The 26,084-nt window shown below is 59.8% G+C and carries 21 protein-coding genes; 6 read left to right on the top strand and 15 right to left on the bottom strand.

Annotated elements, in window-relative coordinates; all coding sequences use genetic code 11:
• From ABDK11_RS12375 to ABDK11_RS12355, 5 genes are all read right to left on the bottom strand, one after another.
• Nucleotides 1-456: a GNAT family N-acetyltransferase gene (locus ABDK11_RS12375; protein WP_346836816.1), complete on the bottom strand. Its 456-nt coding sequence runs from the start codon at nt 454-456 to the stop codon at nt 1-3.
• A gap of 205 nt (nt 457-661) precedes the next feature.
• Complete coding sequence (locus ABDK11_RS12370) at nt 662-1,180, bottom strand: BLUF domain-containing protein (protein ID WP_346836815.1); 519 nt, start codon at nt 1,178-1,180, stop codon at nt 662-664.
• Nucleotides 1,181-1,306: 126 nt separating this feature from the next.
• On the bottom strand, nt 1,307-2,671 hold the full coding sequence (locus tag ABDK11_RS12365) for a mechanosensitive ion channel family protein (RefSeq protein WP_346836814.1): 1,365 nt from the start codon (nt 2,669-2,671) through the stop codon (nt 1,307-1,309).
• A gap of 3 nt (nt 2,672-2,674) precedes the next feature.
• On the bottom strand, nt 2,675-3,166 hold the full coding sequence (locus tag ABDK11_RS12360) for a hypothetical protein (RefSeq protein WP_346836813.1): 492 nt from the start codon (nt 3,164-3,166) through the stop codon (nt 2,675-2,677).
• 66 nt (nt 3,167-3,232) lie between these two features.
• Entirely contained in the window at nt 3,233-3,694 is a 462-nt protein-coding gene (locus ABDK11_RS12355; protein ID WP_346836812.1) for a PH domain-containing protein, read from the bottom strand.
• 231 nt (nt 3,695-3,925) lie between these two features.
• Here ABDK11_RS12355 and ABDK11_RS12350 point away from each other — a divergent pair, with 231 nt between their 5' ends.
• The 3 genes from ABDK11_RS12350 to ABDK11_RS12340 all read left to right on the top strand — a co-directional run bounded on the left by ABDK11_RS12350 (nt 3,926) and on the right by ABDK11_RS12340 (nt 8,735).
• Nucleotides 3,926-4,786 (top strand): patatin family protein, encoded by an 861-nt coding sequence (locus tag ABDK11_RS12350; RefSeq protein WP_346836811.1) that lies wholly within the window; start codon nt 3,926-3,928, stop codon nt 4,784-4,786.
• A gap of 494 nt (nt 4,787-5,280) precedes the next feature.
• On the top strand, nt 5,281-5,850 hold the full coding sequence (locus ABDK11_RS12345) for a hypothetical protein (protein ID WP_346836810.1): 570 nt from the start codon (nt 5,281-5,283) through the stop codon (nt 5,848-5,850).
• Nucleotides 5,847-8,735: a DUF3859 domain-containing protein gene (locus ABDK11_RS12340; RefSeq protein WP_346836809.1), complete on the top strand. Its 2,889-nt coding sequence runs from the start codon at nt 5,847-5,849 to the stop codon at nt 8,733-8,735. The genes ABDK11_RS12345 and ABDK11_RS12340 overlap by 4 nt, the downstream gene beginning before the upstream one ends.
• A gap of 97 nt (nt 8,736-8,832) precedes the next feature.
• Here ABDK11_RS12340 and ABDK11_RS12335 read toward each other — a convergent pair whose 3' ends face one another.
• The 5 genes from ABDK11_RS12335 to ABDK11_RS12315 all read right to left on the bottom strand — a co-directional run bounded on the left by ABDK11_RS12335 (nt 8,833) and on the right by ABDK11_RS12315 (nt 14,469).
• Nucleotides 8,833-9,375, bottom strand: a complete 543-nt coding sequence (locus ABDK11_RS12335) for a DUF1415 domain-containing protein (protein ID WP_346836808.1) — start codon at nt 9,373-9,375, stop codon at nt 8,833-8,835.
• A gap of 14 nt (nt 9,376-9,389) precedes the next feature.
• The gene (locus ABDK11_RS12330; protein ID WP_346836807.1) at nt 9,390-9,926 is read right to left on the bottom strand and encodes a DUF2058 domain-containing protein; all 537 of its coding nucleotides are present in this window, start codon (nt 9,924-9,926) and stop codon (nt 9,390-9,392) included.
• 205 nt (nt 9,927-10,131) lie between these two features.
• Nucleotides 10,132-12,444, bottom strand: a complete 2,313-nt coding sequence (locus ABDK11_RS12325; RefSeq protein ID WP_346836806.1) for a mechanosensitive ion channel domain-containing protein — start codon at nt 12,442-12,444, stop codon at nt 10,132-10,134.
• Nucleotides 12,445-12,558: 114 nt separating this feature from the next.
• A complete protein-coding gene (locus tag ABDK11_RS12320) occupies nt 12,559-13,653 on the bottom strand; it encodes a PaaI family thioesterase (protein ID WP_346836805.1) in 1,095 nt (364 codons plus the stop codon).
• Nucleotides 13,654-13,857: 204 nt separating this feature from the next.
• Nucleotides 13,858-14,469, bottom strand: coding sequence for an HAD-IA family hydrolase (locus tag ABDK11_RS12315; RefSeq protein ID WP_346836804.1), 612 nt, complete (start codon nt 14,467-14,469; stop codon nt 13,858-13,860).
• A gap of 402 nt (nt 14,470-14,871) precedes the next feature.
• Between ABDK11_RS12315 and gndA the strand changes: the two genes are divergently transcribed.
• On the top strand, nt 14,872-16,404 hold the full coding sequence (gene gndA, locus ABDK11_RS12310) for an NADP-dependent phosphogluconate dehydrogenase (RefSeq protein ID WP_346836803.1): 1,533 nt from the start codon (nt 14,872-14,874) through the stop codon (nt 16,402-16,404).
• A 36-nt stretch (nt 16,405-16,440) separates the two neighbouring features.
• Here gndA and ABDK11_RS12305 read toward each other — a convergent pair whose 3' ends face one another.
• From ABDK11_RS12305 to ABDK11_RS12290, 4 genes are all read right to left on the bottom strand, one after another.
• A complete protein-coding gene (locus tag ABDK11_RS12305) occupies nt 16,441-16,983 on the bottom strand; it encodes a DUF4136 domain-containing protein (protein WP_346836802.1) in 543 nt (180 codons plus the stop codon).
• Between the two features lie 81 nt (nt 16,984-17,064).
• Nucleotides 17,065-17,529: a GNAT family N-acetyltransferase gene (locus ABDK11_RS12300; RefSeq protein ID WP_346836801.1), complete on the bottom strand. Its 465-nt coding sequence runs from the start codon at nt 17,527-17,529 to the stop codon at nt 17,065-17,067.
• 16 nt (nt 17,530-17,545) lie between these two features.
• Entirely contained in the window at nt 17,546-18,538 is a 993-nt protein-coding gene (gene rdgC, locus ABDK11_RS12295; RefSeq protein ID WP_346836800.1) for a recombination-associated protein RdgC, read from the bottom strand.
• A 153-nt stretch (nt 18,539-18,691) separates the two neighbouring features.
• Complete coding sequence (locus tag ABDK11_RS12290) at nt 18,692-19,351, bottom strand: HAD family phosphatase (RefSeq protein WP_346836799.1); 660 nt, start codon at nt 19,349-19,351, stop codon at nt 18,692-18,694.
• A 168-nt stretch (nt 19,352-19,519) separates the two neighbouring features.
• Here ABDK11_RS12290 and ABDK11_RS12285 point away from each other — a divergent pair, with 168 nt between their 5' ends.
• Together ABDK11_RS12285 and ABDK11_RS12280 are read left to right on the top strand one after the other, a co-directional pair.
• Nucleotides 19,520-21,574 carry a glycoside hydrolase family 97 protein gene (locus tag ABDK11_RS12285; RefSeq protein ID WP_346836798.1) on the top strand — a complete coding sequence of 685 codons (2,055 nt, stop codon included), beginning with the start codon at nt 19,520-19,522 and terminating at the stop codon, nt 21,572-21,574.
• A 377-nt stretch (nt 21,575-21,951) separates the two neighbouring features.
• A complete protein-coding gene (locus tag ABDK11_RS12280) occupies nt 21,952-24,672 on the top strand; it encodes a S8 family serine peptidase (RefSeq protein ID WP_346836797.1) in 2,721 nt (906 codons plus the stop codon).
• Nucleotides 24,673-24,752: 80 nt separating this feature from the next.
• Here ABDK11_RS12280 and ABDK11_RS12275 read toward each other — a convergent pair whose 3' ends face one another.
• Nucleotides 24,753-25,883, bottom strand: a complete 1,131-nt coding sequence (locus ABDK11_RS12275) for an alkaline phosphatase family protein (RefSeq protein WP_346836796.1) — start codon at nt 25,881-25,883, stop codon at nt 24,753-24,755.
• Nucleotides 25,884-26,084 lie beyond the last annotated feature (201 nt).

The raw sequence follows: 26,084 nt of genomic DNA, 5'->3' as shown, positions 1-26,084 counted from the left end.
TCAGCTGCCGGGTAGCAGCATTTCGATATGGGGGATGCCGTCTTCGTCGTAGGGCGCTGAAACGCGCTCGAAGCCGAATTCCCGGTAGAAGGATTCCAGGTACTGTTGCGCCGAGATGCGCACGGCGGTGTGCGGATAGGCACGCGCGATTTCCCGCAGCGCGCGCCGCATCAGCTCTCGCCCGATGCCAGTCCCGCGAGTGGCGGCGCTGGTGAGTACGCGGCCGATGGATGGCTCGGCATATTTTTTACCCGGAAATACCACGCGTAAATAGGCCAGAACCTGCTCTGAGTCCGCGTCGCTCCAGCCGATCAGGTGCCAGGCGCAGGGATCCTTGTCGTCGGCGTCCTGGTAGGCGCAATCCTGCTCCACAGTGAAGACTTCCTGGCGTTCGCGCAGGATTGCGTAGAGTTGTTGCGCGGAGAGTTCGGAAAATTCAGCCCACTGCCAGTGCATCGTGTCTTGCCTGCCGCCTGATGGTTGCGATTGGTGATTGCCGGCGCACAGCATAGCGCCGGCGCGGCCGGGCCGGAAGAGGGGGCGTATAGGTAGCGGCCCTGCCACCAATAACCGGTAGTCTGGCTGTGCCGACTACTGCGATGTCCTTGCCGGGCACCGATCACTGGCGGGTGCGGTGGTGCGATTGAAGCGGTCGATTCACTCAGCGCTCTTTTTCTGCCGCATTCTTGTGGCGATGAAACAGCCGGGTCCAGCGCAGCCCGCGGGCATGTTTCTTTTCTTCCGCATCGCCCTCGTCCCGCTGGCTGAACAGGCGAATGAGGCCATTGACCGTCTCTCCGGAGAACTCCAATGGCGCAAAACGGGTATAGCCCTGCGCCTGGATAAAACGGCGTACGTCCTGTTCCGCCGGAATATATTTCATCGACCAGCGCGCGAACTGGCGCTGGCGGATACTGCTCAGCGACAGAACGGTTACCTGTGTGTGACGCGGGTCGCTCTGAATGCGGCGAAAGGTTTCATTGACAGTGCTGCGTTCGCCTTCCAGTACCTGAAAGAAGTGCACATCGCCGAAATACAAGACGCCACCAATATCTTTCTTGGTATTGTTCTGACGGCTCTGCATGAGGATGCGCGCGACACTGGGCTCAACGCCGTTTTCGGTCGGCACTGGCGAGAACTTTGCGCGGCTGGCGTAGACGAGAGAGATGAGTTCTTTCATACGAAGGCCCCCTTTTATCGTATTCCTACTGCTTACGCATCAGGTGGCCGTTCGGATCAAACGTTGCCGCGCGGTAATTGTGCGGCCCCTCAAGGTTGAGGAGATATCATCATACAGGAGGGCGGTCTATTTTCGGGGGGGCGATGATGACTGACGGTGCAGATGCACCTCCCGCTGTGGAAAGGGAATGGAGATATCGTGTGCGTCGAGGGCTTCCTTGATCTGGCGTGTCAGGTCCCAGTAAACCGTCCAGTAATCGGTACCCATGACCCAGGGGCGCACGATGAAGTTGACCGAGCTGGCGGCCAGTTCCGCCACGCGGATCAGTGGCTCCGGGCTGTGCAGCACCAATGGATGGGCGCGCACGGTGTCTTCCAGAACTTTCTGTGCGGTCTCGATATCGTCGCGGTAGCCGATGCCGAAGGTCATATCGACCCGGCGGGTGGCGGTGGTGGTATTGGTGATCACGTTGCCCCATACATTGGAGTTGGGCACGATGATGACCTGGTTGTCTGGCGTGATTACCGTGGTGGACATCATGCTCACTGCTTTTACCGTACCGGCGACGCCGCCGATATCGACGAAATCGCCCTCGTCAAACGGCCGGTTCAACATGATCATCAGGCCCGCGGCGAGATTGCCGAGCGTGTTCTGCAGCGCAAAGGCCGCTACGAACGACGCGCCGCCAATAACCGCAAATAGCGGCGTTACGTTGATACCGATCAACGACAGCAACAGCAGCAGGCCCAGCGCTACCAGTAGCCAGAAAATCGCGACACCGAGAAAGTGTTCGAGCAGGCGCGAGATGCGCGGTGAGCGGTGGGCCGCGCGCTGTGCCCAGGCGGCGATGAGCCGCGCCAGTGCCAGCACCACCAGCAGGCCGCCGATGAATACCGCCAGTTTGATCAGCAGCTTGAGGCCGCCATCGGCCGAGAACAGCCACGCTTGCAGATGATCCCACAGGGTCCTGAGATCCGCACTGCGCGTCTGTTCTACCACGACAGCGGCCCGATAGGCCCGGTAACCCTGGATTTTCTCCGCTGCCCCGCCTTTTTTTTCCCAGGCGTCGAGCACGCTGCCGAAGTGCTGGCCGATTTCTTCACGCTCTGCACTTAGGGCCAGTTGTGCCTGCCGCGCGCGGTCGGCCTGCCCGGTATCCCCGCGCTCTTGCGCGTGCAGGATGATCAGCTGTTGATCGACGACCTGCTGCGTTTTTTCCTTGTACAGCGTCTGCCAGGCGGCGGCAGTAGCGGCGAGTTCGTCACGGGTAAGGGGGATCAGCCGCAGTTGCAATACGTCGGTATCGATCTCGGGGTCGGTGATCGCCGGCGGCAGGGAAATGGTGTCCTGCGCCGTTGCCGCCTGTGGTTGCCGGGCACTTGGTGGGTCTTCCGTTTCACTGGCGGCCCTGCTCCACGTCGATGGGCACAGTGCCAAACAGAATAATGCGGCGGCGACCAGCGCCAGCCAAGTACCGTTGCGGCCGCGCAAGGCTCAGCCCCCGGATAGCCCGCGGTGGTGCCCGGATTTGACGGCCAGGCGCTGGTGATGGCGAGAGCGGGTGCCGGCGCTGTGCGGTTCGATTTCCACATGCAGGGTGAAGGTGGCGGTTTCCTTGCGCCGTGCGGCACTGCGCATCATGAACACCTGAATGGTGTAAACACCATCGGCGGGCAGGGTGGTGGTGTATTGGTTGCCCTCGATCGAGCCGATAAATATCGCCTGATCGCCGGGGCCCTTACCCGGCGCATAGACATTGAAATAGTTGGCGCCGTTATCGGTCTTCAGCGCCACATGCATTTTCTGGCCCGAGCGGGCGCGCAGTTTGTAGTTGATGGATTCGTAGCCTCGGATACTGCCTTTTATCGAGGCGCCAGTGGTTCCGGGATCAAACTGGATATTCTCATTGCGTGACTCATCGGCCAGGGCCGCAACGCCGGGCAGCAGCAGGATCAGCGCGATCAGCGGGCAGGTAATAACTTTCATCGTCGAATTCCACGTTGTGCCTTCCTCACAGTAAAGCACACGCCATTCGACTTCCCGGTCGCGGCGTCAGCGCGACACCGTCAATTCCAGCGCGGCAACAAACTGCTGCGGCCGATCCGGCGTGACGACCAGGGTGCGCTCCGCGAAGCGCAGCACCACACAGTTGGCGGCGTTGGTGGCGAAGGCACGATAGCGGCCGAGCGCAGTGTTGCGAAACAGGCCGATAAAACCGAACAGGCCGCCATTGCCGAACACGCGCAGGGAGCCTTTCATCGCATCAGCCGAGACTTCGGCGCTCTGCAGGGCTCGCAGGTCGATGCGGGTTTTCCAGCCCGGGCGCAGGATCCACAGTGTGTGGCCGTCGATGGCGTAGCCGCGGATCGCGAACAGCGCGCTCAGCGCAAGGATCGCCGGCGGCAGCCACAGGGCGACCGCAAACAGGGGGTGGTGGCCTGCCGGTGCCCGCTGCTGCAGGATCAGCGGCAACCCCAGCAGCAGGATAGCGGTCAGGGCGGTGAGCCAGCGCAATTGGCGGCTCCACGGGGCGCGGAATTGGATCGCGGTTGCTTGGGTGGGCATACGGTTGGCGAACGGCCTTGTGTCCATGGTGTGCGCGGCATGATACCCGCCTGCGCCGGTTCGGGGCAAAGCGCGTGGCTGGACGAAAATGTCAATGACAGCGAGTGGCCGTTAGTTCGCGAGGCGCAGTAGAATCGGAAAACATGACTGAAAGTGTTTTATCGGTTCCGGAGGGCTGAGATGCGTAGTAGCGATGTCGATACCAGCGGTGGCAGTGCCCTGGTGATCGAAGGCGGCGCCATGCGCGGCATCTTCGCCGCGGGCGTTCTGGATGCGTTTATCGACGCGGAATACCTGCCGTTTGATTTTGCCATCGGCGTCTCGGCGGGCTCTACCAACCTGATCGGATACCTGGCCGGCGATCGCGGCCGCAGCCGGCAGATACTGCTGGATCACGCGCGCCGGGATGAATTCATCAACTGGCGGCGCTGCCTCCGGGGTGGTCACTTCTGCGATGTAGGCTGGCTCTGGCACGCCTCTTTCGATGAAGTACCGCTCAACGTGCCGCGATATCTCGCTAACGGAGTGCCACTGTATGCGGTAACCACCAGTGTTCTCACGGGGGAAGCGCACTATGTGAAAGTCACAGCGGAAAATATGCACCAGGTATTCCCCGCCTCCTGTGCCATCCCGCTGTTCTACCGCGACTTTCCCCGTGTAGACGGCGAGCCGATGACCGATGGCGGGCTGGCGGATTCCATTCCGGTATTACGGGCCTATGAGTGGGGCGCACGCGATATCACCGTGGTGCTGTCGCGGCCGCTGGGCTATCGCAAGCGGGTGGGTCGTGCGCCACGGAAGATAAAAGCGTTTTTTCACGATCATGCACGCTTGTTCGAGGCGGTACTCGAGCGCTCCGAGCGCTACAACCGCGCACTGGATTTTATTCAGGTACCGCCAGCGGACTGCCACGTGCGGGTGATTGCGCCCCCAGAGGATTTTCCGGTGGGGCGCTTCACCCGGGAGCCGGCATTACTGGAGCTTGGCTACCAGAATGGCCGGGAGGCCGGATGCGGATATCTGCAGGCTATGGCGGTATGACGATTTTCGGAGTTCCGGCTGTCAGTGGTTACGCAGTGCATCAATTCGACTGACAACCCGGATACGGTGAACTTTTCCGGGGGGCATATGGCGGCATGTTGTCGATCTATACCCGGTATTACATAGGCGAGCCCTATTGCCTCAGTTGACGCGAGATAATTCGCTTCCATTGCCAATATCAGTGATTGGTTCCGCGTAAATCTCATCTGCCCGGTCCGCCCCACATCTGTTCGGTCGCCCCCAAATTGTCCACTAGAAGATGGGGAGTGCTTTACTCTCCATGTGGACTGTCGAGCTCATAGTGCGGAATCTCTATGCTAACTGACTGGAAGTTGATCGCAGGCAGGGCGGAAAGTCAGTTTGTTCACATTAGGCAAGTTGATTTCATTGGGACAAAAGACAGTGCTATTTGACAAGTATTCCATATAAGATAAATCCTGTAGTTCCAAAGACATTGATGTTGAACATAATTCCTGTGGCCGGAACATAAAAACATGGATAAAAAACATAATAATATTCTGTACCGAGAAAACTTTTTATTCTTAATCCTTTTCTCACTCATGCTTTCAGCATGTGTCACTAGAGTTGATGCCATTAAGCGGGATAAGGATATCGGGCTGGCTAAAGACGAAGGCTACTTGTTGATTGCAGTCGATACGAATCAGCAGCTCGAAAAGATCCATATTCGAGGTGAGAAAGCCCTGATACTGACCGCAGATGATCTTAAGTCTGGCACCAACTATATCCTGACCAAAGTGCCGGCGGGGCACTATAAGATTCGAAGGGTTGATTTCAATTCTTTCTATGGTTACAGATTGACGGGCGGTATATGGGGCTTTGATGTGGAGCCCAATGTCATTAGCTATGTCGGGACTTTAGATGTGGTGAAAAATCGCTGGTCTCTCGATGCAAGAGTTGAACTATCCAATCGGTCATCGGAAGCTATGGAATTTCTGGAGGGTAATTTCCCCGAGTTGAGTGGCATTCGTTCAGTTAAGTACTGTGGTCCGGGCGAGGATGATTTTTTTGAAATCGTTAAATCAGTCGGAGATAACACAAAATGAAAGTACGTTATTTTTGGCTGGTTCTTTTTATATTGCCCTCAATAAATCATGCAAAAACACTCGATCCGGATAAATTGTTTAGCGATCCGAATATTCTTGATCTGAAGCTGAGCCCTGATGCCAAGTATGTGGCATCCTATATTGATGCTGATAAGAATTTTATAGCATTAACTGATTATGTTGCCGGCCGCAATTACCGGCTGGTGACGTTTCCGGATAAATATAGGGTTCTGGAGTTCAACTGGGTTGATAGTGATACTATTTATGTAGATTACATGGAGTTGTCATCAAATATATCATTACATGCGTTTATCAGCTTCAGCTTTTTTGGTGATACCCCAAAAATAAAGACATATTACAGTGATGCCAAAGGGTATGTGGTGGGCTTTCTTCCTGATGAGGATGACCAGGTATTATTCGCAAAAAGTGGGTCCAGTCACGGCGATCAGAAAGTTTATAAAGTTTCCGTATCCGAATTGAGCTCTGGTGATATAAGCGGCGCTAAAAATTTCAGGAAGCCGATGGAAAACACGTTTTTTTATGGGTGGGATTCTGCAAGTCAGTCTTTGCTTTCGGTTGCATTAGATAATAAAAAAATTGGAATTTGGCAGCTCAGGAAAGACGCAAAGGAATGGAGAAAACTGTACGAGTTTGAGGATACTGATGAGCAATTTCTCCCGGTGTCTTTTCGTGGCGACTCGGAACTCACAGTGTTAACCAATAAGACGACAGACCTGGTTTCCCTCGCTACATTCAATATAAATACACAAAAGATTGACCGGGTTATCTATAGCGATGATCGCTATGACCTGACGAATGCCTCATTTGATCGAGACGGAAGTCTGGTTTCTGTTTCCTATTTTGATCATGGGCGGATGAGCAAGCATTTTTTTGCGGACCGTAAAAAGAAAGAATTCAAGTTGCTTGAGAAGGCTTTTCCAGGGAAGCAAATATCCATCGTTTCCACTGCTTCGAAATCAAACAAGAAAATAATTAGAGTGTACTCTTCAGATGATCCCGGTAGCTATTACGTTTTTGATGATAAAAAACTGAGTGCCAATTTTCTTTCGAAGAGTTATTTTGAACTTTCTGAAAAAGACTTAAATACCTCCCGAGAGCTATCGACCCAGCTTGGGGATGGTACGGAGATCGAGTCCATATTGACCGTGCCGAAAGGCTTTAATAATCATGTGTTGCTGGTGGTTCCGCACGGTGGTCCCGTAGGGGTCAGGGATGTATCCATGTATGACGCGGAGACGCAATATTTTGCCAACAGAGGGTATTCGGTCCTGAAGGTAAACTTCAGGGGGTCAACAGGATTTGGTAAAAAGTTCTCTGATTCCGGGCGCGGACAATGGGGAAAAATAATAGAAAGGGATATCAGTACCGTGGTGTCTCAGGTAAGGAAGAAGTATCGATTCAAAAATACCTGTGCAATGGGCGGTAGCTATGGCGGATACTCATCGATGATGCTGGGCATCGCCCACCCAGATATCTACGATTGTGTGGTTGCCACCTTCGGTGTATTTGATCTTCCCCTACTATTTAACACCAGTAACCGGAAGATGAACGAATACAGCTTAAAAGCTGTTGAAAGCGTAGTAGGAAAGCTGGATGATTCCCTAAAATTGACATCTCCATTCCGGTTGTCTGGAAAAATCAAGTTTCCAGTTTTAATTATTGCCGGAAGAAATGATCAAGTGGCTGGCTTTGAACAGTCAAACAGGATGAAATACATCCTGGAGAAGCAGGGCGCTGATGTGGAGTTTGAGGCATACAATGAGGTTGGTCATGGCCATGGGACATGGTACGGCGAGCGCCATCAACATGCACTGGTCGATGATTTTATCCGCAGGAAACTAAATATAAGTGATGCTGCGTCGGGAATCTCGAAAGGAATTCTTGCCAAGGAGAAGCTGCTGATAGCCAATGAGTACAATGGCACGCGGTTCACAGCGGAAAATCCCGAGTTGGCGTTAAAGTATTATCGGGAGTCGGCGAACCTGGGTAACGCAAAGGCCAAGTTTATGCTTGGAGACTTCTATGAGCATGGAAGGGGCGGGGTGAAAAAAAGCATTTCTACTGCCGTTTCCTACTACCGCGATGCCTCGAGTCAAGGTTATGACGTTGCCACTTATCATTTGGCTGAACTGTATAAGGGGCAGTTAGTTGGGGGAGTAAGAAATGATGAGATCTTTGATCTCTATTCTCTCGCCGATCAGCAGGGGAATAACCTGGCTTATTTGGACTTGGCCAGAATGTACTGTGAGGGTTCTGGTGTAGAGAAGCAGTTTGCTCGTGGGCTCGAAATGTTTTCGTTGCAAGGTGCGGGAAAAGACGCGGGTGAAGGAAGGGAAAAGTTCAGTCAGGATGAGGAAGAGAAAAATATCACCAGAAAAGAGCGGGATGTGATTGGTGAGCTTCTCGCGTCAAATCTGTTGAGTCATGTTGAAATAGAGAAAATCAAAAAGTATATATCTGAAAAATATTCAATAGGTTCTTTTGATTTTTCTGTCAAGATTGATGGCTTTGGAATTGTACGTAATGACAAGTATTATTCCAATTCCCTTTATGTCTCAGAATCAAAAGACAAGATAAGTCTGGATGAGGTGGGGGATTTCGGTGTGCAGGTCAAATTTCGGGGTGTCGACGAGGATGGCGGAAAAATTGCGTACCGGATCAAGTGGACCAAGCCTCGCTTGAATGATGAAAATGATAAGCTTCGGTCTGATGTCAATAGGTTGTTTTTTGTGTCACCAGATAACGAGCCCGTTTATTACTTTTCTCTGGATGAAGATTGGGAGAAGGTAAGAGGCGATTGGAAGATAGAGGTCTATTCCCTCGATGGAGAATTGCTTGCGCAGAAAAGTTTCACCACACTTTGAGTGATGAATCGGGGGTATATTGAGGAGGACATAAAGTTGCCGCTCTTAGATGGGAATTTTCACCGGGGTACTTAATCGCATCAGCTGCGCAGTGTTCTCAGAAATGCAGAAACGGGAAGAGCCGACGCTTTTCTTTTCCACTGATGTTCTTAATCAGGCGGATATTATTTTCCGGTATACTGTCCGGGTTAGGATACTTTGCCAGTATCATTTCGACGCTGGCTTCACGCAGGATGTGCAGTATCGGGTAGGGCGCGCGATTGGTCAGGTTTTCCGCATCCTCGGGGGCCGTGCCGGCAAATTGGTAGTTTGGGTGGAAGGTGGCGAGCTGGTAAATTCCGGAATACTCTTGCCGTTCGATCAGCCATTCCGCCAGCTCGAGGAACTGGTTGTAGTCAGAAAAATTTCGCAGGTAATCCGGAATGATCAGCAGGGTGGTCTCCACCTCTTCGGCGGCTGTCACATCCAGTAGCTGCATCTCTTCGAGCAGCTCTGCCATCAGAGCTTTTTCATCATTTGCCTTGCTGACACGGTAACGGACCTGGCCTGCACGCAGCGGCTTGCGCGCAAATGGACAGAGGTTCAGACCTACCACGACATCGGCTAGCCACTGCTGTACTGGTTCAATGACCTGTTGCATGGTGTTCTGGCCAGTTACCACATCAGGTCGTCGGGAATCTGGAAGTCCGCGTAGGGATCGTCTTCGTCCGGCGCGGCGCTGTCGGCCGGTGGTTGCACTACTGCGGTGGGATTGCGCTCGCTGATCTTGTCGGCAATGACCCGCGGTACCAGCTCAAACTGCTCGTCCAGGCCGACGATCATCAAGCGGCCGGCAGCCAGGTGGTCGCGCACTGCTTCAGTGACGTAAATGCTTTTGATTTTCCGCTCGAAAGTAAAGTTGTAGGCGATATCACCATTGCCCTTGGGTTGCTTGTTGTTGGCAACCATCTGCTTGATCTGAGCGGCGATGGCCTTTTGTTGGGCCGCAGCTTCGCGTTCGGCGTTGAGGACGCGGTCGCGGGCGACTTTCTCCGCGCGGGCGCGCTCGGCGGCGGCCTTGGTCTCATCGACCTGCGGCTGCGCGGACTTCTTGGCAACTTTCTGCTGTTTGCGCTTGTCCTTGCTGATCTGCTTGGCTTTCTTGCCGTCGACGAGGCCGGCTTTGAGCAGTTGGTCCTGGAGTGAGGCCATGGGGCAATACCTGTGAATTCTGTTGCTGTGCCGGCAAAGCTTGTCTTCGATGGGGCTGTGACCGGCCGGCCGGTAATTCGACAGCCCCGCCGGCGCATTCTAACTGATCCGGGAGGCCCTGTTCACACTAAATTAGAGGGCCGCGTGGGCCGTTTTGGGGCACAACCCGCAGGGACGGGGCCGTCGAATTCAGTGTAAACAGGCCTTAGTCCTCCGGTTGGCCGAGCAGCCGCACCGCGAGGGGGCTTGTGCTGTCGAAATGCAGGTCGCGCTGGGGGAAGGCCATTGCGATTCCCCGCTCGGCAAAGCGTTCGCTGATGCTGTGGCGGAGATCGGTCAGCACCGAGCGGTAATCGCCCTGGGCCACCAGGTCGATCCACAGGAACAGGGAGAAGATCAGCGCGTTATCACCGAAGTCTTCGAACACGACAGTGGGTTCGGGATTATCCAGAACCAGCGCATGCCCCGCGGCAATCTCCAGTAACAGCGCGTGCACCTCGCGAGTTGCGGAACCGTAGGTAACCCCGACGCGGATACTGGTGCGCATACGCTGGTCAGACAGCGTGATATTGGTCACGCTGCGCTCGAGGAACTGGCTGTTCGGGATCAGTATCTCGACGCCGTCGAAGCGCCGTATCCGGGTACAGCGGTCGCCGATACTGTCGACGATACCGCGGGTGCCTTCGATCTCGATCCGGTCGCCGGCGCGGATGGGGCGCTCGCTGAGCAGGATAAAGCCGCTGATGAAATTGTTGATCAGGTTCTGTGCGCCGAAACCCAGCCCCAGCGCGATGGCACCGCCGAGAAATGCGAATACCGTCAAAGGAATCTTGACCGTCACCAGCGACAGCACCACCACCAGGGCAATCAGGCCTATGCGCAGCAGCTTCTGCACCAGCAGCTGGCTCTGCCACTTGCCGCCGGAAAACGGCAGGACGATGCGGCTGATGATCCTCGCCAGCCGCGAGGCGACAATCAGGCCGATGACCAGAATCGCAATCGCCAGCAGCACTTTGCCCAGCGTAATCGGGCGTTGCTCGACAATCCGTTCGCCGTCCACCACCAGCGTGTCCTCGACGGACATCAGCTCGTAGGACCACAGACGTCGGGTCTGGGCAACGACCATCTCTTTCCAGCCGCGTGCCCACTCCCCCGCGCCCATATCGCCAATGCGCGTCTCTATCACCATGCGCATCAGGCGCAAGGTGTCGGCCAGGCGGCGGCCGTCGCGCAGGGTGGTCTCCAGCTGCGCTTTGCGGGCGTCAACTGTCTCTATCAGGTCGTGGCGCGCGGCGGCCAGCTCGGGCTCATCGAAGCGTGGCTCAACGGTGAAGTTCACCGTCTCGGCGCGTGCCAGTTCCAGGCTGGCGATACCGTCCTGCACCAGTTTCAGCAGTGTATCTACCTGCTTCAGGCGCGATTTCGCCTCGGTAAAGTCCCAGTTCTGCTGCAGTGCCAGGCGCTGCTCCCAGACTCTCTGCCGGACCTGCAGGTAACCGAGTTGCAGGTTGATGTCGTCGATGGTGGCGCGGGAGGTTTCCAGCTGTTGTTGGCGCAGTTGCAGCGCGCGGTTCAGCAGCGTGTCTTCTTTGCCCTGCTGCCGCTGGCGATCCACGCGGGCGAACAGCGTGGCGTACTGCTCGCTGAGATCCGTTTCGGTGGCGCCGGCGGTATCCAGCGCCTTTTGCGCCGCACGCTGTGCGCGCCGGAGTTTTTCCTGCATCTCGCGCGCTTCGCTTGCGCTGATCTGCGTATCGGCGAGGGCTTCCGTCAGCTGCTGTTGCAGAAAATTGGCTCGCAACTGGTGCAGTGCTTGCCGCTCCTTCAGGTTCTGTGCGCGCGCGCGCAGGTAAGCGATATTTTCCCCGGCCATCGCCAGCGCAATCCCGGCCAGCGTATTCTCGCGCCGCGCTTGCTGGCGGTCCTCGGGTGACGGCGCTGATTCCAGTGCCTCGAGGGTTTGCCGTGTGGCTTTTGCGGCTTTGTCGAAACCCTCGAGCGTCAGGCTTTTGTTTTCCTCCAGTGACGCCAACCGGGTCTGCACCGTTTTGATCGCGGCCTGTTCGGAATTCAGCTTTCTCTGCAGGGTCGCCAGCAGCGTGTTCGGGTAGGGCGGCGCCTGCTCGAAACCGCTCCAGTTGGCGGATTGCTGCTGCAGCCGCTCGCGCGCATCGCGCAGGGCCTGTTCATCGTCGAGCAGTTTGAGGTGGCGGCGACCGGTCTGGAGTCGTGTTTGCAGCAGTTCCAGTTGCTGCTGCAACATGTTTTTTTCTTCGTCGGCGCGCTGCCCATCGGCGGTATCGAGCGCCGCTTTCACCGCGTTCAGCTGTGTGGTGGCTTCTTCAATATGGGCCTCAACCCGTTCGCGCTCGCCCTTGAGGTCCGCGAATGGTGCTGTCGCTTCGGGCTTCTGCTGCTTCGGTTCGTCGCCGGAAGCCGGGAGTGGCGACTGCGCCGCAGCGAGCGGCGCGCAGGCGATGAACAGCGAGAGTAGAAGAAAGTTTCCGATCGCAGACAATGCACACTCCCTGCTGCAGAACCCTGTCATCGCGCCGGGCAGCGGGCGCTCCATCCATGAGCATAGCAGGCACAGAATGGCCGCCAGGGGCGGGCCGGGCTAGCCCGCTGCGGGCTAGCGGGCGGGTGCTTTGCCCGCGGTGGCGTTGGCCAGAATGTCCTCGGGTTTTTCCCCCGCACTCAGGGCCCGCGCGCCGCCGCTGATCACCAGCGCCGATCCGGTCGCCATGGCGATGCGTTTGCCCTCCGCGCTGTCGATGTTGCAGGAGGCGACCCGCAGCTGCCGACCGCGGTGTTGCACGGCCCCTTTGAGGACCAGATCGCCACTGTCGATCGGGGCGGGGCGGGTAAAGCGAATATGCATATCCAGGGTGGCAAAAATATCGCCGGCCGGCAGTGTCGAATAGACCGCGGCGCCCATGGTGAACTCGGCCGCCCAGGCCAGCAGGCCGCCATATATTGCGTAACTGCCGTTGGAGAACCAGGGCGAAGACGGAATTACCGACATGCAGTATCCGTTCTCGATATCCAGCGGCCGGTAGCCGGTTAGTTGCCACACCGGGTGCGTGCGACCGCCGGTAATGGTCGTCCGCTGTAATTCAATCGGGGTCATTTCCCCGAACTTTTTCAGGTCGCAGAAGTTGGCACCCGGGGCGTCGCGCAAATAGGGATCCGGCGGCTCGCGGGGCCCCAGATCCGGTTCCGGCAGTACCTCAGTGGGATCCACCGGCAGGTCGGCGATCAGGCAGCGAGTGCTGCCGAAGGCCAGCATGCGCCCGTCCTGGTCGGTAATCCGGATGGTGGATAGCCCCACCCGGCTGCCGGAGTGCACCGTTTCCGCGTGACCGACCATATTGCGTGTGGTGGCGGTCAGCGGCCGCACGAAACACATGTTCAGCTCCGAGGTGGAAAGGATCTTGCCGGCGGGCAGGGTGGTCCAGATGGCGGAAGCCAGCGGCGAATCGGCGAACAGTGCGTAGATACCGCCCCAGTAGATGCCGGTGCCGTCCGCCAGCCACGGGGTGACCGGCATCGAGAAGGTGGCCTTGCCCAACCCGACTTCGGTCGGGCGCATGCCGGTCAGGCGCCAGATCGGCGGGCCGGGCAATTCGCCGTGCAGGTAGCGGCGGAAGGTTTCGAGGCCCGGCTGTTGCAGTGCGCGCAGGTCTGCGATGGCGCCGCGGTGGGGTTCGTCGGGGATTGTGACCATTGCAGCCTCCGTTTGGCGCACGTGCGGAAAACGTCGGGGTTGGGATAAATCCGGAGGTTTCCCCGGCAATGGTAGGGTTATCGATGCGCGCTGGCGAAGGCGGGCGCCTGACGCTGCTGTTGCCGATGCCGGGTGATGCGCACGCGAATAAGCACGGTTACTCTGCGTCCTGTTTTGCGTGTAGGTGTCCGGTGTGCGCGCAGTTCAGGCGCCTACCGGCACACCGTATTCGCGCAATCCATTCGCAATCTGCGCGATGGTCGTAACCCGGCGGCCGTTCAAGCCCAGTGCCGCAGCGGCGGCAATATTGGCCGCGTTGTCGTCAAAGAAGAGAATCCGTTCCGGTGCTGTGCCCAGGGTGTCACTGACCTGGCGAAAGGCGCGCGGATCCGGCTTGGCCAGTTGCATCTGGTGCGAGGCAAACATCGCATCGAAATACGGCGGCAGGCGGAATTCGTCGACCAGCCGCGGCCAGTGCAGCGCGTTGGTATTGGTCAGTGCGGCGAGATTGCAGTGCTGCCGCAGCGAGATAAGCAGCTCGTGTGCGCCGCTACGAAGGCCGATTGGCCAGCGGGTAAACTCTGCCAGCAGCGCCCGGGTATCAATCTTCACGCCCAGTTCCCGTTGCAGCGCCACGGCAAACTGCTGTGGTGTCAGGGTGCCGCATTCGAATTGCTGCGCTGTATCTGACTTGAACCAGTCGAGATCGTCGAATGTCTGGCCATCGGGGAGCCACTCCTCGGGGAACGGGGTCGGGCGAAGGTCCACCAGAACGCCGCCGAGGTCGAAAAGAACCAGCTCTATCTCGCTGTGCATTACCGTCTCCCAATCAGCTGCCGATCGTCCCGGCGAAGGCCGGCAGTAGCAGTGACGCCGCCGGTATAGTGGCGAATTGCGGCCGTTTTCTTCTATACATGGTTATTGTTCTCTATCGCACCCGGGGGCACCGAATGCGACCGTTGGTTCTTTCTTACGCCAGCTTAGCGGAGTTTTCCCCCAGGTGACAGGGTGGAGTAAATGGCCGGACAAGAGATTTCTGCTGACATTAAATCCGGTTTTTTTCGCAGATTGTAATATCCTGCACTGGTTTTGGCGGTTGGAATGTTTATGCCGAAACGGGCCTGCCTTCGGGGTAAGCGTCCTGCCTCCCGGCGCCGCGCCGCTATTGCTATACTCCGCGCCCCCAACACTAGCAGTCAGCATTTTTCGGAGAGCTCCATGCCAGATTCACCGCGCGATTCACTCTGTGACATAGGCTTTATCGGCGCCGGGGTCATGGGCAAGAACCTGATCCTGAACCTGGCGGACAATGGCTACCGGGTCTGCGCGTTCGACCTGGATCAGGGGCGCCTCAATGCGCTGCTGGAACAGGACAAAAAGGAACGCGGCGACCAGCCGCCGCGGGTAGAGGTCTGCAACTCCTACACCGAGTTGCTGGCCAAGGTGAAGGCGCCGCACCTGATTATTCTCTCCGTGCCCGCCGGGGCGCCGGTGGATGATGTCTGCAACAAACTGCTCGATGCCGGCCTCAAGGCCGATGACATCGTCGTCGATACCGGCAACAGCCTGTGGACCGACTCGGTGGCGCGTGCCAAGCGTTACGAAGGCAAGCTGATCTTCTTTACCACTGCCGTTTCCGGTGGCGAAGTGGGCGCGCGCTTCGGGCCGTCGCTGATGCCGAGCGGCGACCCCTATGCGTGGAACCGCATCGAGCCGGTCTGGCACGCGATCGCCGCCAAGGTCGATCCGGCCAGTGGCCAGCCGATCGAGCGCTTCGAGCCGGGTAACCCGGTCAAGGAGGGCGAACCCTGCGCGGCTTATATCGGCCCCATCGGTTCCGGCCACTTCGTGAAAATGGTGCACAACGGTATCGAGTACGCCGATATGCAGATGATCTGCGAGGCCTACCATGTGATGCGCAGTGCGCTGGAAATGTCGCCGGCGGAGATTGCCGGTGTGTTCCGCGAGTGGAACAAGGGCCCGCTGAACAGTTACCTGATCAATATCAGTGCCGAGGTGCTGGCCACCGAGGATGCGGAGACCGGCAAGCCGCTGGTGGATGTGATCCTCGATCGCGCCGGGCAGAAGGGCACCGGCCTGTGGACCGCGGTCAGCAGTCTCGAGGTGGGTTGCCCGGCGCCGAGTATCGCCGAAGCGGTCTACGCCCGCGCGCTGTCCACCCGCAAGGTGCTGCGCGGCCGCGCGGCGAAAAAACTCAGCGGCCCGGCGGTTGCGCCGGTGGATGCAGCCAGCCGCGACGAGGCGATCGCGCGCCTGCACGACGCCCTCTACTGCGCCAAGATCTGTGTCTACGCGCAGGGCTTTGACCTGATGAAGCTGGCCGCGCGCGAGCAGGGCTGGCAACTGAACTTTGCCGAGATTGCGCGTATCTGGCGCGCCGGCTGCATCATTCGTGCGGTATTCCTGCAGTCGATCAGCGACGCCTACGAGCGCGACACCAAGCTTTCCAACCTGTTGCTGGACGATTTCTTTATTGAGCAGATCGCCGAGCACCAGGGCAACTGGCGCCAGGCGGTGGCCGATGCGTCGCTGAACGGTATTCCGGTGCCGGCGCTGTCATCGGCACTCAGCTACTACGACGCCTTCCGCACTGAATCCCTGCCCGCCAACCTGCTGCAGGGGCAGCGGGACTTCTTTGGCGCCCACACCTTCTCGCGGGTCGATTACCCGGAACAGCAGAAATTCCACGTGCAATGGAGCGAGCCGGGCCGGCCGCAGGTCAAGGTCTGATTCCGCCGCCCCGCTAACTGCCGCCGGCGCCTGGGGTCAGCGCGCCCGCAGCGGCAGTTGCCGGAAGGCTTGCGCCACGGCCTTGGCGGCAGTGGCTTCCGGCTGGGCCAGGTTTTCGCGACTCAGGCGTCCCTGGGCCTTGCCACGCCACACCCGCTTGCGCTGCTGGACATCGAGCAGATCGACGGTCAGGTAACCCTCGGTATAACTGTCGATGGTGGTGATCTGCGCGGGATCGAGGCGCTCGTAATAGGCCTCGAGAAACGGGTAGCGGGCCGCGGCGTAACCGGTGGTGGCGGACACCTGTGTCCTCGACTTGCGCTGGGTCTTCACTGACAGGCTTACCAGCAGGTCCGGGTGGCTGCTCGGGGTCAGGCCGCGGCGGCGCAGCTGGCTGCTGACCTGGGCGCGCAGCGCCGCCTGTACCCGGTTGGCGCCGGCGCTGCCGGTCGGTTTGGGGACGAAACCGAAGGTGCGGTACTGACTCCAGTTGGTTTCGGCGTGGCCGCTGCCCGGCCGGGGCGCGCTCGCGCAGGCAGCCAGCAGCAGGGAGAGCAGGAGAGGAACAGCCAGGCGCATGGATCGGGCTCCCGTCACTATCAGGGCGCGCGCTCGGTGGATTCCGGCGACGCCTTCCCTGAGAGCTTAGCAGTTGCCGGGTCAGTCCTGCAGGCGCTGGTTCATGATCGCCACTTCCTCGCCGCGGTAGGTCTCCCGCTTCAGCAGTGTCCAGCCCAGCGACTGGTAGAACTGCTCCTGTCCGGGGGTGAACAGGTAGAGTTCGGTCAGTCCGCGTTCGCGGCAGGCTGCTGTGACCGCGGATACCAGTGCCCGGCCGCCCCCGCGGCCGCGCTGTTGCGGGTGCACATAGACACTGGCGAGCCAGGGCCGCAGGTGCAGGTTGGTGACCATATCCCGCTCGAGCACCGAGGCGGAACCCCAGATCCGGCCGTTGTCGACCAGTACCCAGGTGGCCGGCAGCGGCCCGCCCTGCAGCGAGCGCTGCAAATCCTCGGTGAAGTCGTCGAGGCCCTGTTCCGGGTACAGGTGGCACCACTCATCGAAATGCCAGCGTGCCAGCTCCGCCACCGCGTGCGGGTGCTCGATCAGGTTGTCGATTCTCACCGCAATGCCCCGGGCATCAGAACACCACTTCGTCGACTTCGCCGGCCACCTGTTCCGCCTCGGCGCGGGAGGCGCGCGCGACGATTTCCTCGACACTGGCAGACTCGGTATTGGCGCCGCCGAATGCGGCCAGCAGGTCGCTGAGCAGGGCGGAGAGCTCCAGGGTCATGACGGCAAAGTCCGCGTCAAAGCGCTGGGCGAAGTTTTCGCTATCGGCGCTGTCCGCCTTCTCGATCAGTTCGTCGCCGAACTTGATGCGCTTCAGCGACAGCTGGTCGTCGACAACAAACTCGATGCCGCCGCGCCACACCAGCCCCAGTTTGTGCACCTGCAGGCCGGCGACCAGGTGGTTGTGGATCTCCTCGGCGCACAGGTCCTGATTCTTGCAGCGGATCACGCTGCCGCTGTCTTTGGGGTCGCGCAGTTCGCACTCGTGGCCGAATTCGAATTGCGCCGGCGCTTCCGGCGCGGTGAGCCAGTGGGTCATGGTCTGCTGGGGCAGGTTCTTGGCCGCCAGCGGCACCACCGCCAGGCTACTTATGGCTTCGCGCAGGTTTTCCAGCAGCTCCTCGGCAGCGGAGGCCGAGGAAGCGTCCACCACCACCCAGCCGTCTTTCGGCGCGATGTAGGCGTACTGCAGGCGCGAGCGGGCGAAGGCCTTGGGGCGCATCTCCAGCAGCACTTCATCCTTCAGGTTCTGGCGTTCCTTGCGGCCCACCTGGCGGGCTTCCTTCTCGGAAAGGGCCAGCGCCATTTCCTCGACCTTCTCGTTGACTACCGCCGCGGGGATCACCTTCTCCTGCTTCTTGGCGCAGACCATCAGGTAGCCGTTGGCGGTGTGCACCAGCTCGCTGCCGTGGCGGCCGAGCGGCGGCACCCAGCCGTAACGGGCCGCATCCTGGCTGCCGCAGGGCACGAACGTATCGGGCTCCAGCAGTTCGTTCAATTTTTCGGCAGTGAGGGCGAATTCCTTGGTGAGGCGGTAAACGCGCAGATTCTTAAACCACATTACAGCAGGCCATTTTTCTATGTTTTGACAGGGGCGATTGAGAGCAGGCAATTATGCGGAATCCGGGCGGCGACGACCAGCTACCCGGTCCGCATTTGGGCAAATTGACCGGGCGCTGCTCGCCTGGCGGCAGCGCTCTGAGCCACCGCGTTGTCAGCCGCGGCGCGCCGCCACCCAGTGGGCCGCATCGGCGAGGCTGTCGAAGCGGCCGGTCGCGCGGGAGAAATCGTGCTCTCGCGACATCTCGTTGGGCACCGCCAGGCACGGGACGCCGGCGGCATCGGCGGCTGCCAGGCCGTGTTCGGTGTCTTCGATGGCGATGCAGTGCCCGGGTTCCAGCCCCAGGCGCTGCAGCGCCAGCTGGTAGCCATCCGGGTGCGGCTTGTTGCGCGCGACATCGTCGGCCGATATCAGCGTTTCGAACAACGGCTGCCAGCCGTGACTGCGCGCAGTAGCTTCCACCACCGCGCGCCCGGAGCCGGTGACAATTGCCAGGCGCAGGCCCAGGCTGTGGCAGTGTTGCACCACCTCAAGTGCCCCCGGCATCAGCGGAAAGGCGGCGCTCTCCAGGAAACGGCGGGTTGCCGCAATTTTGTCGCGTACCAGCTGCTCCGGTTGTGCCTCAATGGCGTAGCGGCTGATCAGGTCGCGCGCGTTGTCCGGCGCCGGCAGCCCGGCGCAGTACTCTCGATAAATCGCCTCGCTCAGGTCCACCCCATAGGGGGCCAAGACCTTCTGCCAGATACTGAAGTGGGCCGGCTCGGAATCCACCAGGGTGCCGTCGTGATCGAAGAGAATGGCTTTGATGGTCATGGGGCCTCCCGGCGCTGGCGAAATGGGCGGCCATTGTAGCGAATCGGGCCGGGGCTGCAGAGGTTGGGGCAGGGCGCGGGGGCGTAGTGTGGGGCGGAGGCCGTGGGCGCGGTGTACGTGGTATACAGGGAGAATGATTTCCTCAAGCAAGTAACGGGGTTGAAAATAATGAGAATCGACTTCAGGCAACTTTTAACCAGCGCGGCCGCCCTGCTGGTGTTCGGCGCCGGCGCGTCGGCGCAGGCCGAGACGCTAAAGGCCAGTTCACCGAACGGCGAACTGCAGCTGCAGGTCAGCGACGACGGCGGCGCGGCGCACTACAGCGTGCAGTTCCGCGGCCATACGGTGGTGACACCGTCGCAGCTGGGCATGGTGTTCAAGACCGGCAAGCCGTTCGAGGATGGCCTGGTCATCGCCGGCAGCCATCGCGACAGCGCCGATGGCACCTGGGAACAGCCCTGGGGCGAGCGCCGCGTCGTGCGCGACAACCACCGCGAGCTGAGTGTTGATTTCGCCCGCGCCGATGGCTCCGCCGGGCGCTTTACCGTACGCTTCCGCCTGTTTGACGATGGCCTCGGCTTTCGCTATGAAGTGCCCAAGCAGGCCGGCCGCGAGCGCGCCGAGATCACCGATGAGCTGACCGAGTTCCGCATTGCCGACAGCGGCGAGTCCACCGCCTGGTGGATCCCCGCGCGCGGCTGGAACCGCTACGAATATCCCTACCGCACCACGCCGCTGCACACGGTCGATCGCGCGCAGACGCCGTTCACCTTCGAGCTGCCCACCGGCACCCACGTCAGCATCCACGAAGCGGCACTGGTGGACTACGCCTCCATGACGCTCGACCAGCGCCGCCCGGGCGTATTCAAGGCGGCGCTGGTGCCCTGGTCCGACGGCACCCTGGTCAAGACCGCCGCACCGTTCAAGACACCGTGGCGCACGCTGCAGATTTCCGCCGACGCGGTGGGCCTGCTGAACTCGGACCTGATCCTGAACCTGAACGAGCCCAACAAGCTCGGTGATGTGTCCTGGGTCAAGCCGGGTAAATATGTAGGTATCTGGTGGGCCATGCACCTGGGCGAGAAGACCTGGGGTTCCGGTCCCAAGCACGGTGCTACCACCGCCGAGACCGAGCGCTATATGGATTTCGCCGCGAATAACGGTTTCGACGGTGTGCTGGTGGAAGGCTGGAATAAAGGCTGGGACGGCGACTGGTTCCACAACGGCGACGTTTTCAGCTTCACCCAGGCCTACCCGGATTTCGACCTGCAGGCCGTGACCGACTATGGCCGCAAAAAGGGCGTGCGCCTGATCGGCCACCACGAGACCGCCGGCAGCGTCACCAACTATGACCGGCAGATGGATGCGGCCTACGATCTGTACCAGAAAATGGGCGTGACCCAGGTCAAGACCGGCTACGTGGCCGACGGCGGTACCATTAAGCGTATCGACGAGAACGGCATCGCCCGCCACGAGTGGCACGACGGCCAGTTTATGGTGGGCGAGTACCTGCGCAGTGTCACCGAGGCGGCCAAGCGCCATATCAGCATCGACACCCACGAGCCGATCAAGGACACCGGCCTGCGCCGCACCTATCCCAACTGGCTGTCTCGCGAGGGTGCCCGCGGCCAGGAGTACAACGCCTGGGGCTCGCCGCCCAATCCGCCGGAACATACCGCGATGCTGCCGTTCACGCGCATGCTGTCCGGCCCGATGGATTTCACTCCGGGTATCTTCGATCTGGGTTTCAATGGCCTCGACGGCGAGAACCGCCCACAGACCACGCTGGCCAAACAGCTGGCACTCTACGTGGTGCTCTACAGCCCGATCCAGATGGCCGCCGACCTGCCGAAAAACTACGCGGCGCGCCCGGACGCGTTCCAGTTTATCCGCGACGTGCCCACCGACTGGGAGCAGAGCCGGGCCATCGCCGGCGAAGTCGGGGACTATGTCGCCTTTGCCCGCCAGCAGCGCGGCGCTGATGACTGGTATCTCGGTGCGCTGACCGACGAAAATGCGCGCACGCTCGACCTGCCGCTGGACTTCCTGGCCAAGGGCAAGCGCTATGAAGCGCAGATTTACCGCGACGGCGCCGAGGCGGACTGGAAAACCAATCCCTACGCGATGGTGATCGAGAAGAAAACCGTGGATCGGGGAGATAGCCTGAAAGTACGGTTGGCACCGAGTGGCGGTATCGCCGTACGCTTTCGCGCTTTGAATTAATACTACCAGTGGCCGCCGCGCCGGCGGCCACTTTCCCGCCTCCGCCACAGCGCTCTTCGCGGAGCGGCTTTGCTGCCTTCCCGCCGTTATAAAACACTCTTTTATCGGACCTCGTGAGTGCGCGTTGCCAGCGCGCTTTTCTGCATTACCCCGTTAACCCTCCCTTGTGCAGGAGTCGCTCAAAGGTTTGGGTGCGTGACAAAGTTCGCATTGTGGGTGTGATGTGTTTTTCCGGTCGCGGTGGCTCGCTGTGAATATCGGGGATTCCCCTATAGATGGATTTTGATGCGCTCTTCTAGCATGTCTGACTGGCAGGTTGACGGCCGCTTTTACACGCCCGGCAGTCGCTTGCGGACTTTTTCAGAGGAGCTATCCGGATGAATAATCACTATTTGGCCGAGAGCAGTCGCCGCTGGCTGCTGACGGCTGCACTGTTTTTCTCGGGGGGGCTGTTGTCGGTGCAGGGCGCGTTTGCCGATGATCCTGTGCTGGATCTCGAACCTTCGCCCGAGGCGGAAGCGCCGGCAACGAGCGATGGTCGTTTGATTCGCTTTGTCGAGCTTTCCAGCAAATCACTGGCGGAAGCCGGTGTTAATGCCAACCGCGAAGCCGCTTATCGTCGCAAACTCAAGCAGGAGCAAGACACCTTCCGCGCGCAGGCCAGGGCTGCCGGGATTGCATTCAAAGAGCGGCGGGACTTCGAGGTGCTGTTTAACGGCATGTCCATCGAAATTGCCGCCGGGGACCTGGCGGCTCTCGAAGCACTGGATATTGTCACCTCGACGCATCCGGTCTATCAGGTGATGAGTGACACGGCCCCGGTGCCGGCGAGCGCACCCAACGGCACGACGCGGGAAGACGTCACGGTGACCCATCTGACGGGTGTGCCCGAAGCGCATAAAGCCGGAATTACCGGTAAAGGTGTGGTGATTGGCATTATCGACAGTGGTATCGATTACGATCACCCCGCACTCGGCGGACCGGGATTCCCCAACAGCAAGGTGATTGGCGGTTATGACTTTGCCGATGATGATGCCGATCCCTATGACGATCGTTACGGTACCGCGGCGATGCACGGCACCCATGTGGCGGGGATCGCCGCCGGCGAAGACGACATCATGATGGGGGTGGCCCCGGATGCAAAACTGCGTGTCTACCGCGTATTCGGCACCAGGAATCGTATCGCAACCGAAGATGTTTTGATTGCGGCGATGGAGCAGGCGGTAGAAGACCACTGTGATGTGGTCAACATGAGCTGGGGCAGTAACCGCATAGAAGTGATCCAGAATGGTTTGCTGTCCCGCGCTGTCGACAACATGGTGAAGCGTGGCAGCGTGCCGGTGGTTGCCATCGGCAACACGCTGGCGGGTCCGTTCCTGCCCGGAAGTCCCTCCATTGCCAAACGCGCCATTGCCGTGGCAGCTGCCTACAATTCCGAGCGGGATGAGCTGGCGTTCAAACTGACCAACGGCGAGAAGATCCCGTTTCGTATCATGTACAAGGGGCCGTCGGTTCCCGGCACCGGTACCCTGCCGATCGTCGACGCCGGTGTCGCGAATTGTCAGCCGGTGCCCGAGGGTACCTCGTACGAGGGGCAGGCGGTTTTGCTCAAGCGCGGCTCCTACACCTGCAGGCCCCTGGCCGCGGTAAGCTACCTGGCTGCCGCGGGTGCCGAAGCCGTCATTATGTGGCAGGACTCGTGGAATCCGAACCGCTGGCCTTCCCAGTTCGGCAGCAGCCATGATTCCCTGCCAATACCCACGGTGGTTGTGCGGACCCGGGATGCGGAAAAGATCGCGGCGATGAGCCCGGGTATGAGCCTCGACTGGGGCTATTTCTACGATGATCCCTCTGCCTTTCCCGGGTTGCCCGCGTATTTCAGCTCCTGGGGACCCAGCCACGAGCTGGATATGAAGCCCGATGTCATGGCACCAGGAGGGTATATCTTTTCAACCATTCCCGGCTATGCGGGTTACTACGGCGTGATGGACGGCACCTCAATGGCAGCGCCGCATGTCGCCGGTATCGCGGCGCTGATGCTGTCTGCCAACCCGTCCCTTAAAGCTCGTGAGGTGCGCGAAGTGCTGCTCGGTACGTCCGCGCCGGCCGATTTCACCACGAATCCGTCGCTGGGCTTGCATCCGATTGCGCAACAGGGGGCGGGCATGGTCAATGCGCTCGCGGCCATCGGCAGCACAGGGAAGGCCACTCCGGCCAAGATCGCCCTGCACGACCTCAATGGCCGGCCGGCAAGCCGCGACATTACGGTAGAAAATAAAAGTGATAAGGAGATTACCTACCGTGTTCGACATCGGGCTGCTATTTCAGTCGAGCCGCCGATGACGTTCCGCTGGAATCCGAGTACCGCTGCGGCCGAGGTGTCCTTCTCTGTTTCCACACTGACGGTGCCAGCGGAAGGTGAAGCTACCTTGACGGCGGAGTTCCGTGAACCGTCAGCACTCACCGGCGGCAGCATTCTGTCGGGCTGGATAGAACTGATCCCGCAGGATGGAGGCAGCACCCTGCGGGTTCCGTATCTCGGCCTGAAGGGGGACTACCAGGAGCTGCCGGCGATCAATCCGACGTTCACCGCGATTAATCCGAGCCTGGATAATCCGTCTCTGCGCCCGGAGTCGCGCCCCTCGTGCAGCGGCCCGCCGCCGACCCAGGCCGCCTGTTGTCGCAATCCGCAGCCGGGCTCCTGTGGCTGGTCCGTAGGCCCGAGTACGGCGTTGACCCTCAACCTTGGTAACGAGGATAAATATGACGATGTGGCATTTGCCATGGTCTCGCAGGGCTTTCCGATGCTGCGCAAGTACCGCGCCCGCGTGATCGATGCGTCAGGCAAAACCATCGCCTGGGCCAGGGACCGCTACACTGGCTTGCGACCTGCAAAACTGTTCGAGTACTGGGTGCGTAACAGTGGCACTGGTACCGGACTGGATTTCGCGCAGTGGGATGGCAGGTTGGAAGATGGTAGTCCCGCACCGGAGGGCATCTACTACATCCGTCTGGAATTCGACAAGCTGGGTGGAGATGGTGTGAGCTATCCGGATATTGAAAGCTGGACATCACCGCCGATTACCGTCGTGCGCTAGCCGATCTGGCGCATAAGCTGCTAACGGGCGCCCCTGGCGCCCGTTTTTCGTTGGCCACCGGCGGGAGGGGCCACGATGGGCTATTTCAGTAATGTCTGTATCGCCGGGCCGATATCTGCGGAAAAATCCTCCGGCTGCTCCCCCAGCAGCGACAGCGCCGTCGCCGCCACCTGATTCTGGAACAGCACCGGGCCGCCGCTGACCTCGCCGCCGGGGCGGATATCGGGCCCCAGTGCCGCGAGCCATATCTCGTTGGAGCCGGGAATTCCGGTTCGCGTCAGCTGTTTCTCCTCCGGGTGACTTTTCTGTACCGCCAGCGGGCTGCCGTGGTAGGGCCACAGTGCTGCATCGCGTCCGCGACCGTGATCGACCGTTATCACCAGGTTGGTGTTATCGCGATACTGGGGCAGCGATTGCAGGGTCTGCCAGAGGTCGGCAATAAACCTGTCGGCGCGGTGGGCGGCATCCAGGTACTGGTCGTACTGCTTGTCGTGGGCAAAATCGTCGGTCTCGCCCAGGGCGATATAGAGCATCCGCGGGCGCCGTTGCAGCAGGTATTCCCGCGCCAGGTTGTAGGTGTAGGCGTCGTAGCGCAGCGAACTCCAGGTGATGGGAGTCTGCCTCTGCAACTGGCTCAGCAGGCGCGCGCGGGGAGAGGGCTGGGGCCAGGAGGCCACTTCGAAACCGGCATTCACGGGCAGGCCACTGCGCGTGCGGTTGAGAATGGCCGCAAAGGTATGCCAACTGGCGAAAGCCGCGACGCGACCGCGAAACTCCGTCCTGCGGTTGAGCCATTCGAGAAACGTCACATTGCGGTTGGCGATCCGGTCGTTGGAGTCGATTTTCGGATCCGCCTTGCCGCTCAGGATCTCGTTGTAACCCGGATAGGAAAACCACCAGGGGTTGGTGACCTGCATTCTGGAACCGCGGGTGCGGTTGCCGAGCAGTGCGCCGTCGCGGGCGATGGTCTGCCACAGGAAGGGCATCAACCGGCGGCGTTTTTCTTTCGCGTTACTACCGCCGTACTTTTTCCCGAGCCGCTCCGCGTGTCGGGTCAGCGTCTCGTCCGCGACGATGGCCGGATCGAGGCCGGCGAAGACTTCCTGCCAGCGCAGTCCATCGATGGTAATCAGCACCAGGTTGTCGGCGGCGCGGCAGTGGCCGGCGAGCAGCAAGATCAATAGCGTCAGTTGCGCGAGCAGGTTTTTCATGACGAGATTCCGGGGTCCATTGGATTTGCCGGCCGTGGGCCAGTCAGTGTAGCGGATGTAACCGGGTCTGGGCTCATCCTGGACGTGCGCGCCAACCAGCGCTTGTTGGACCACCGCGCTGAATTTATGATGAGATGCTGCGCGGCGGAAGCCGCCAGTCCGGCCGAGCGGGAATTCGCTGCCGGGCAAATAATAAAAATC

Origin of the sequence: Microbulbifer sp. SAOS-129_SWC (assembly GCF_039696035.1) — a bacterium.
Classification (GTDB): domain Bacteria; phylum Pseudomonadota; class Gammaproteobacteria; order Pseudomonadales; family Cellvibrionaceae; genus Microbulbifer.
Note: the sequence above shows the minus strand (reverse complement) of the source record. Positions and strands in the feature narration are given on the sequence as shown.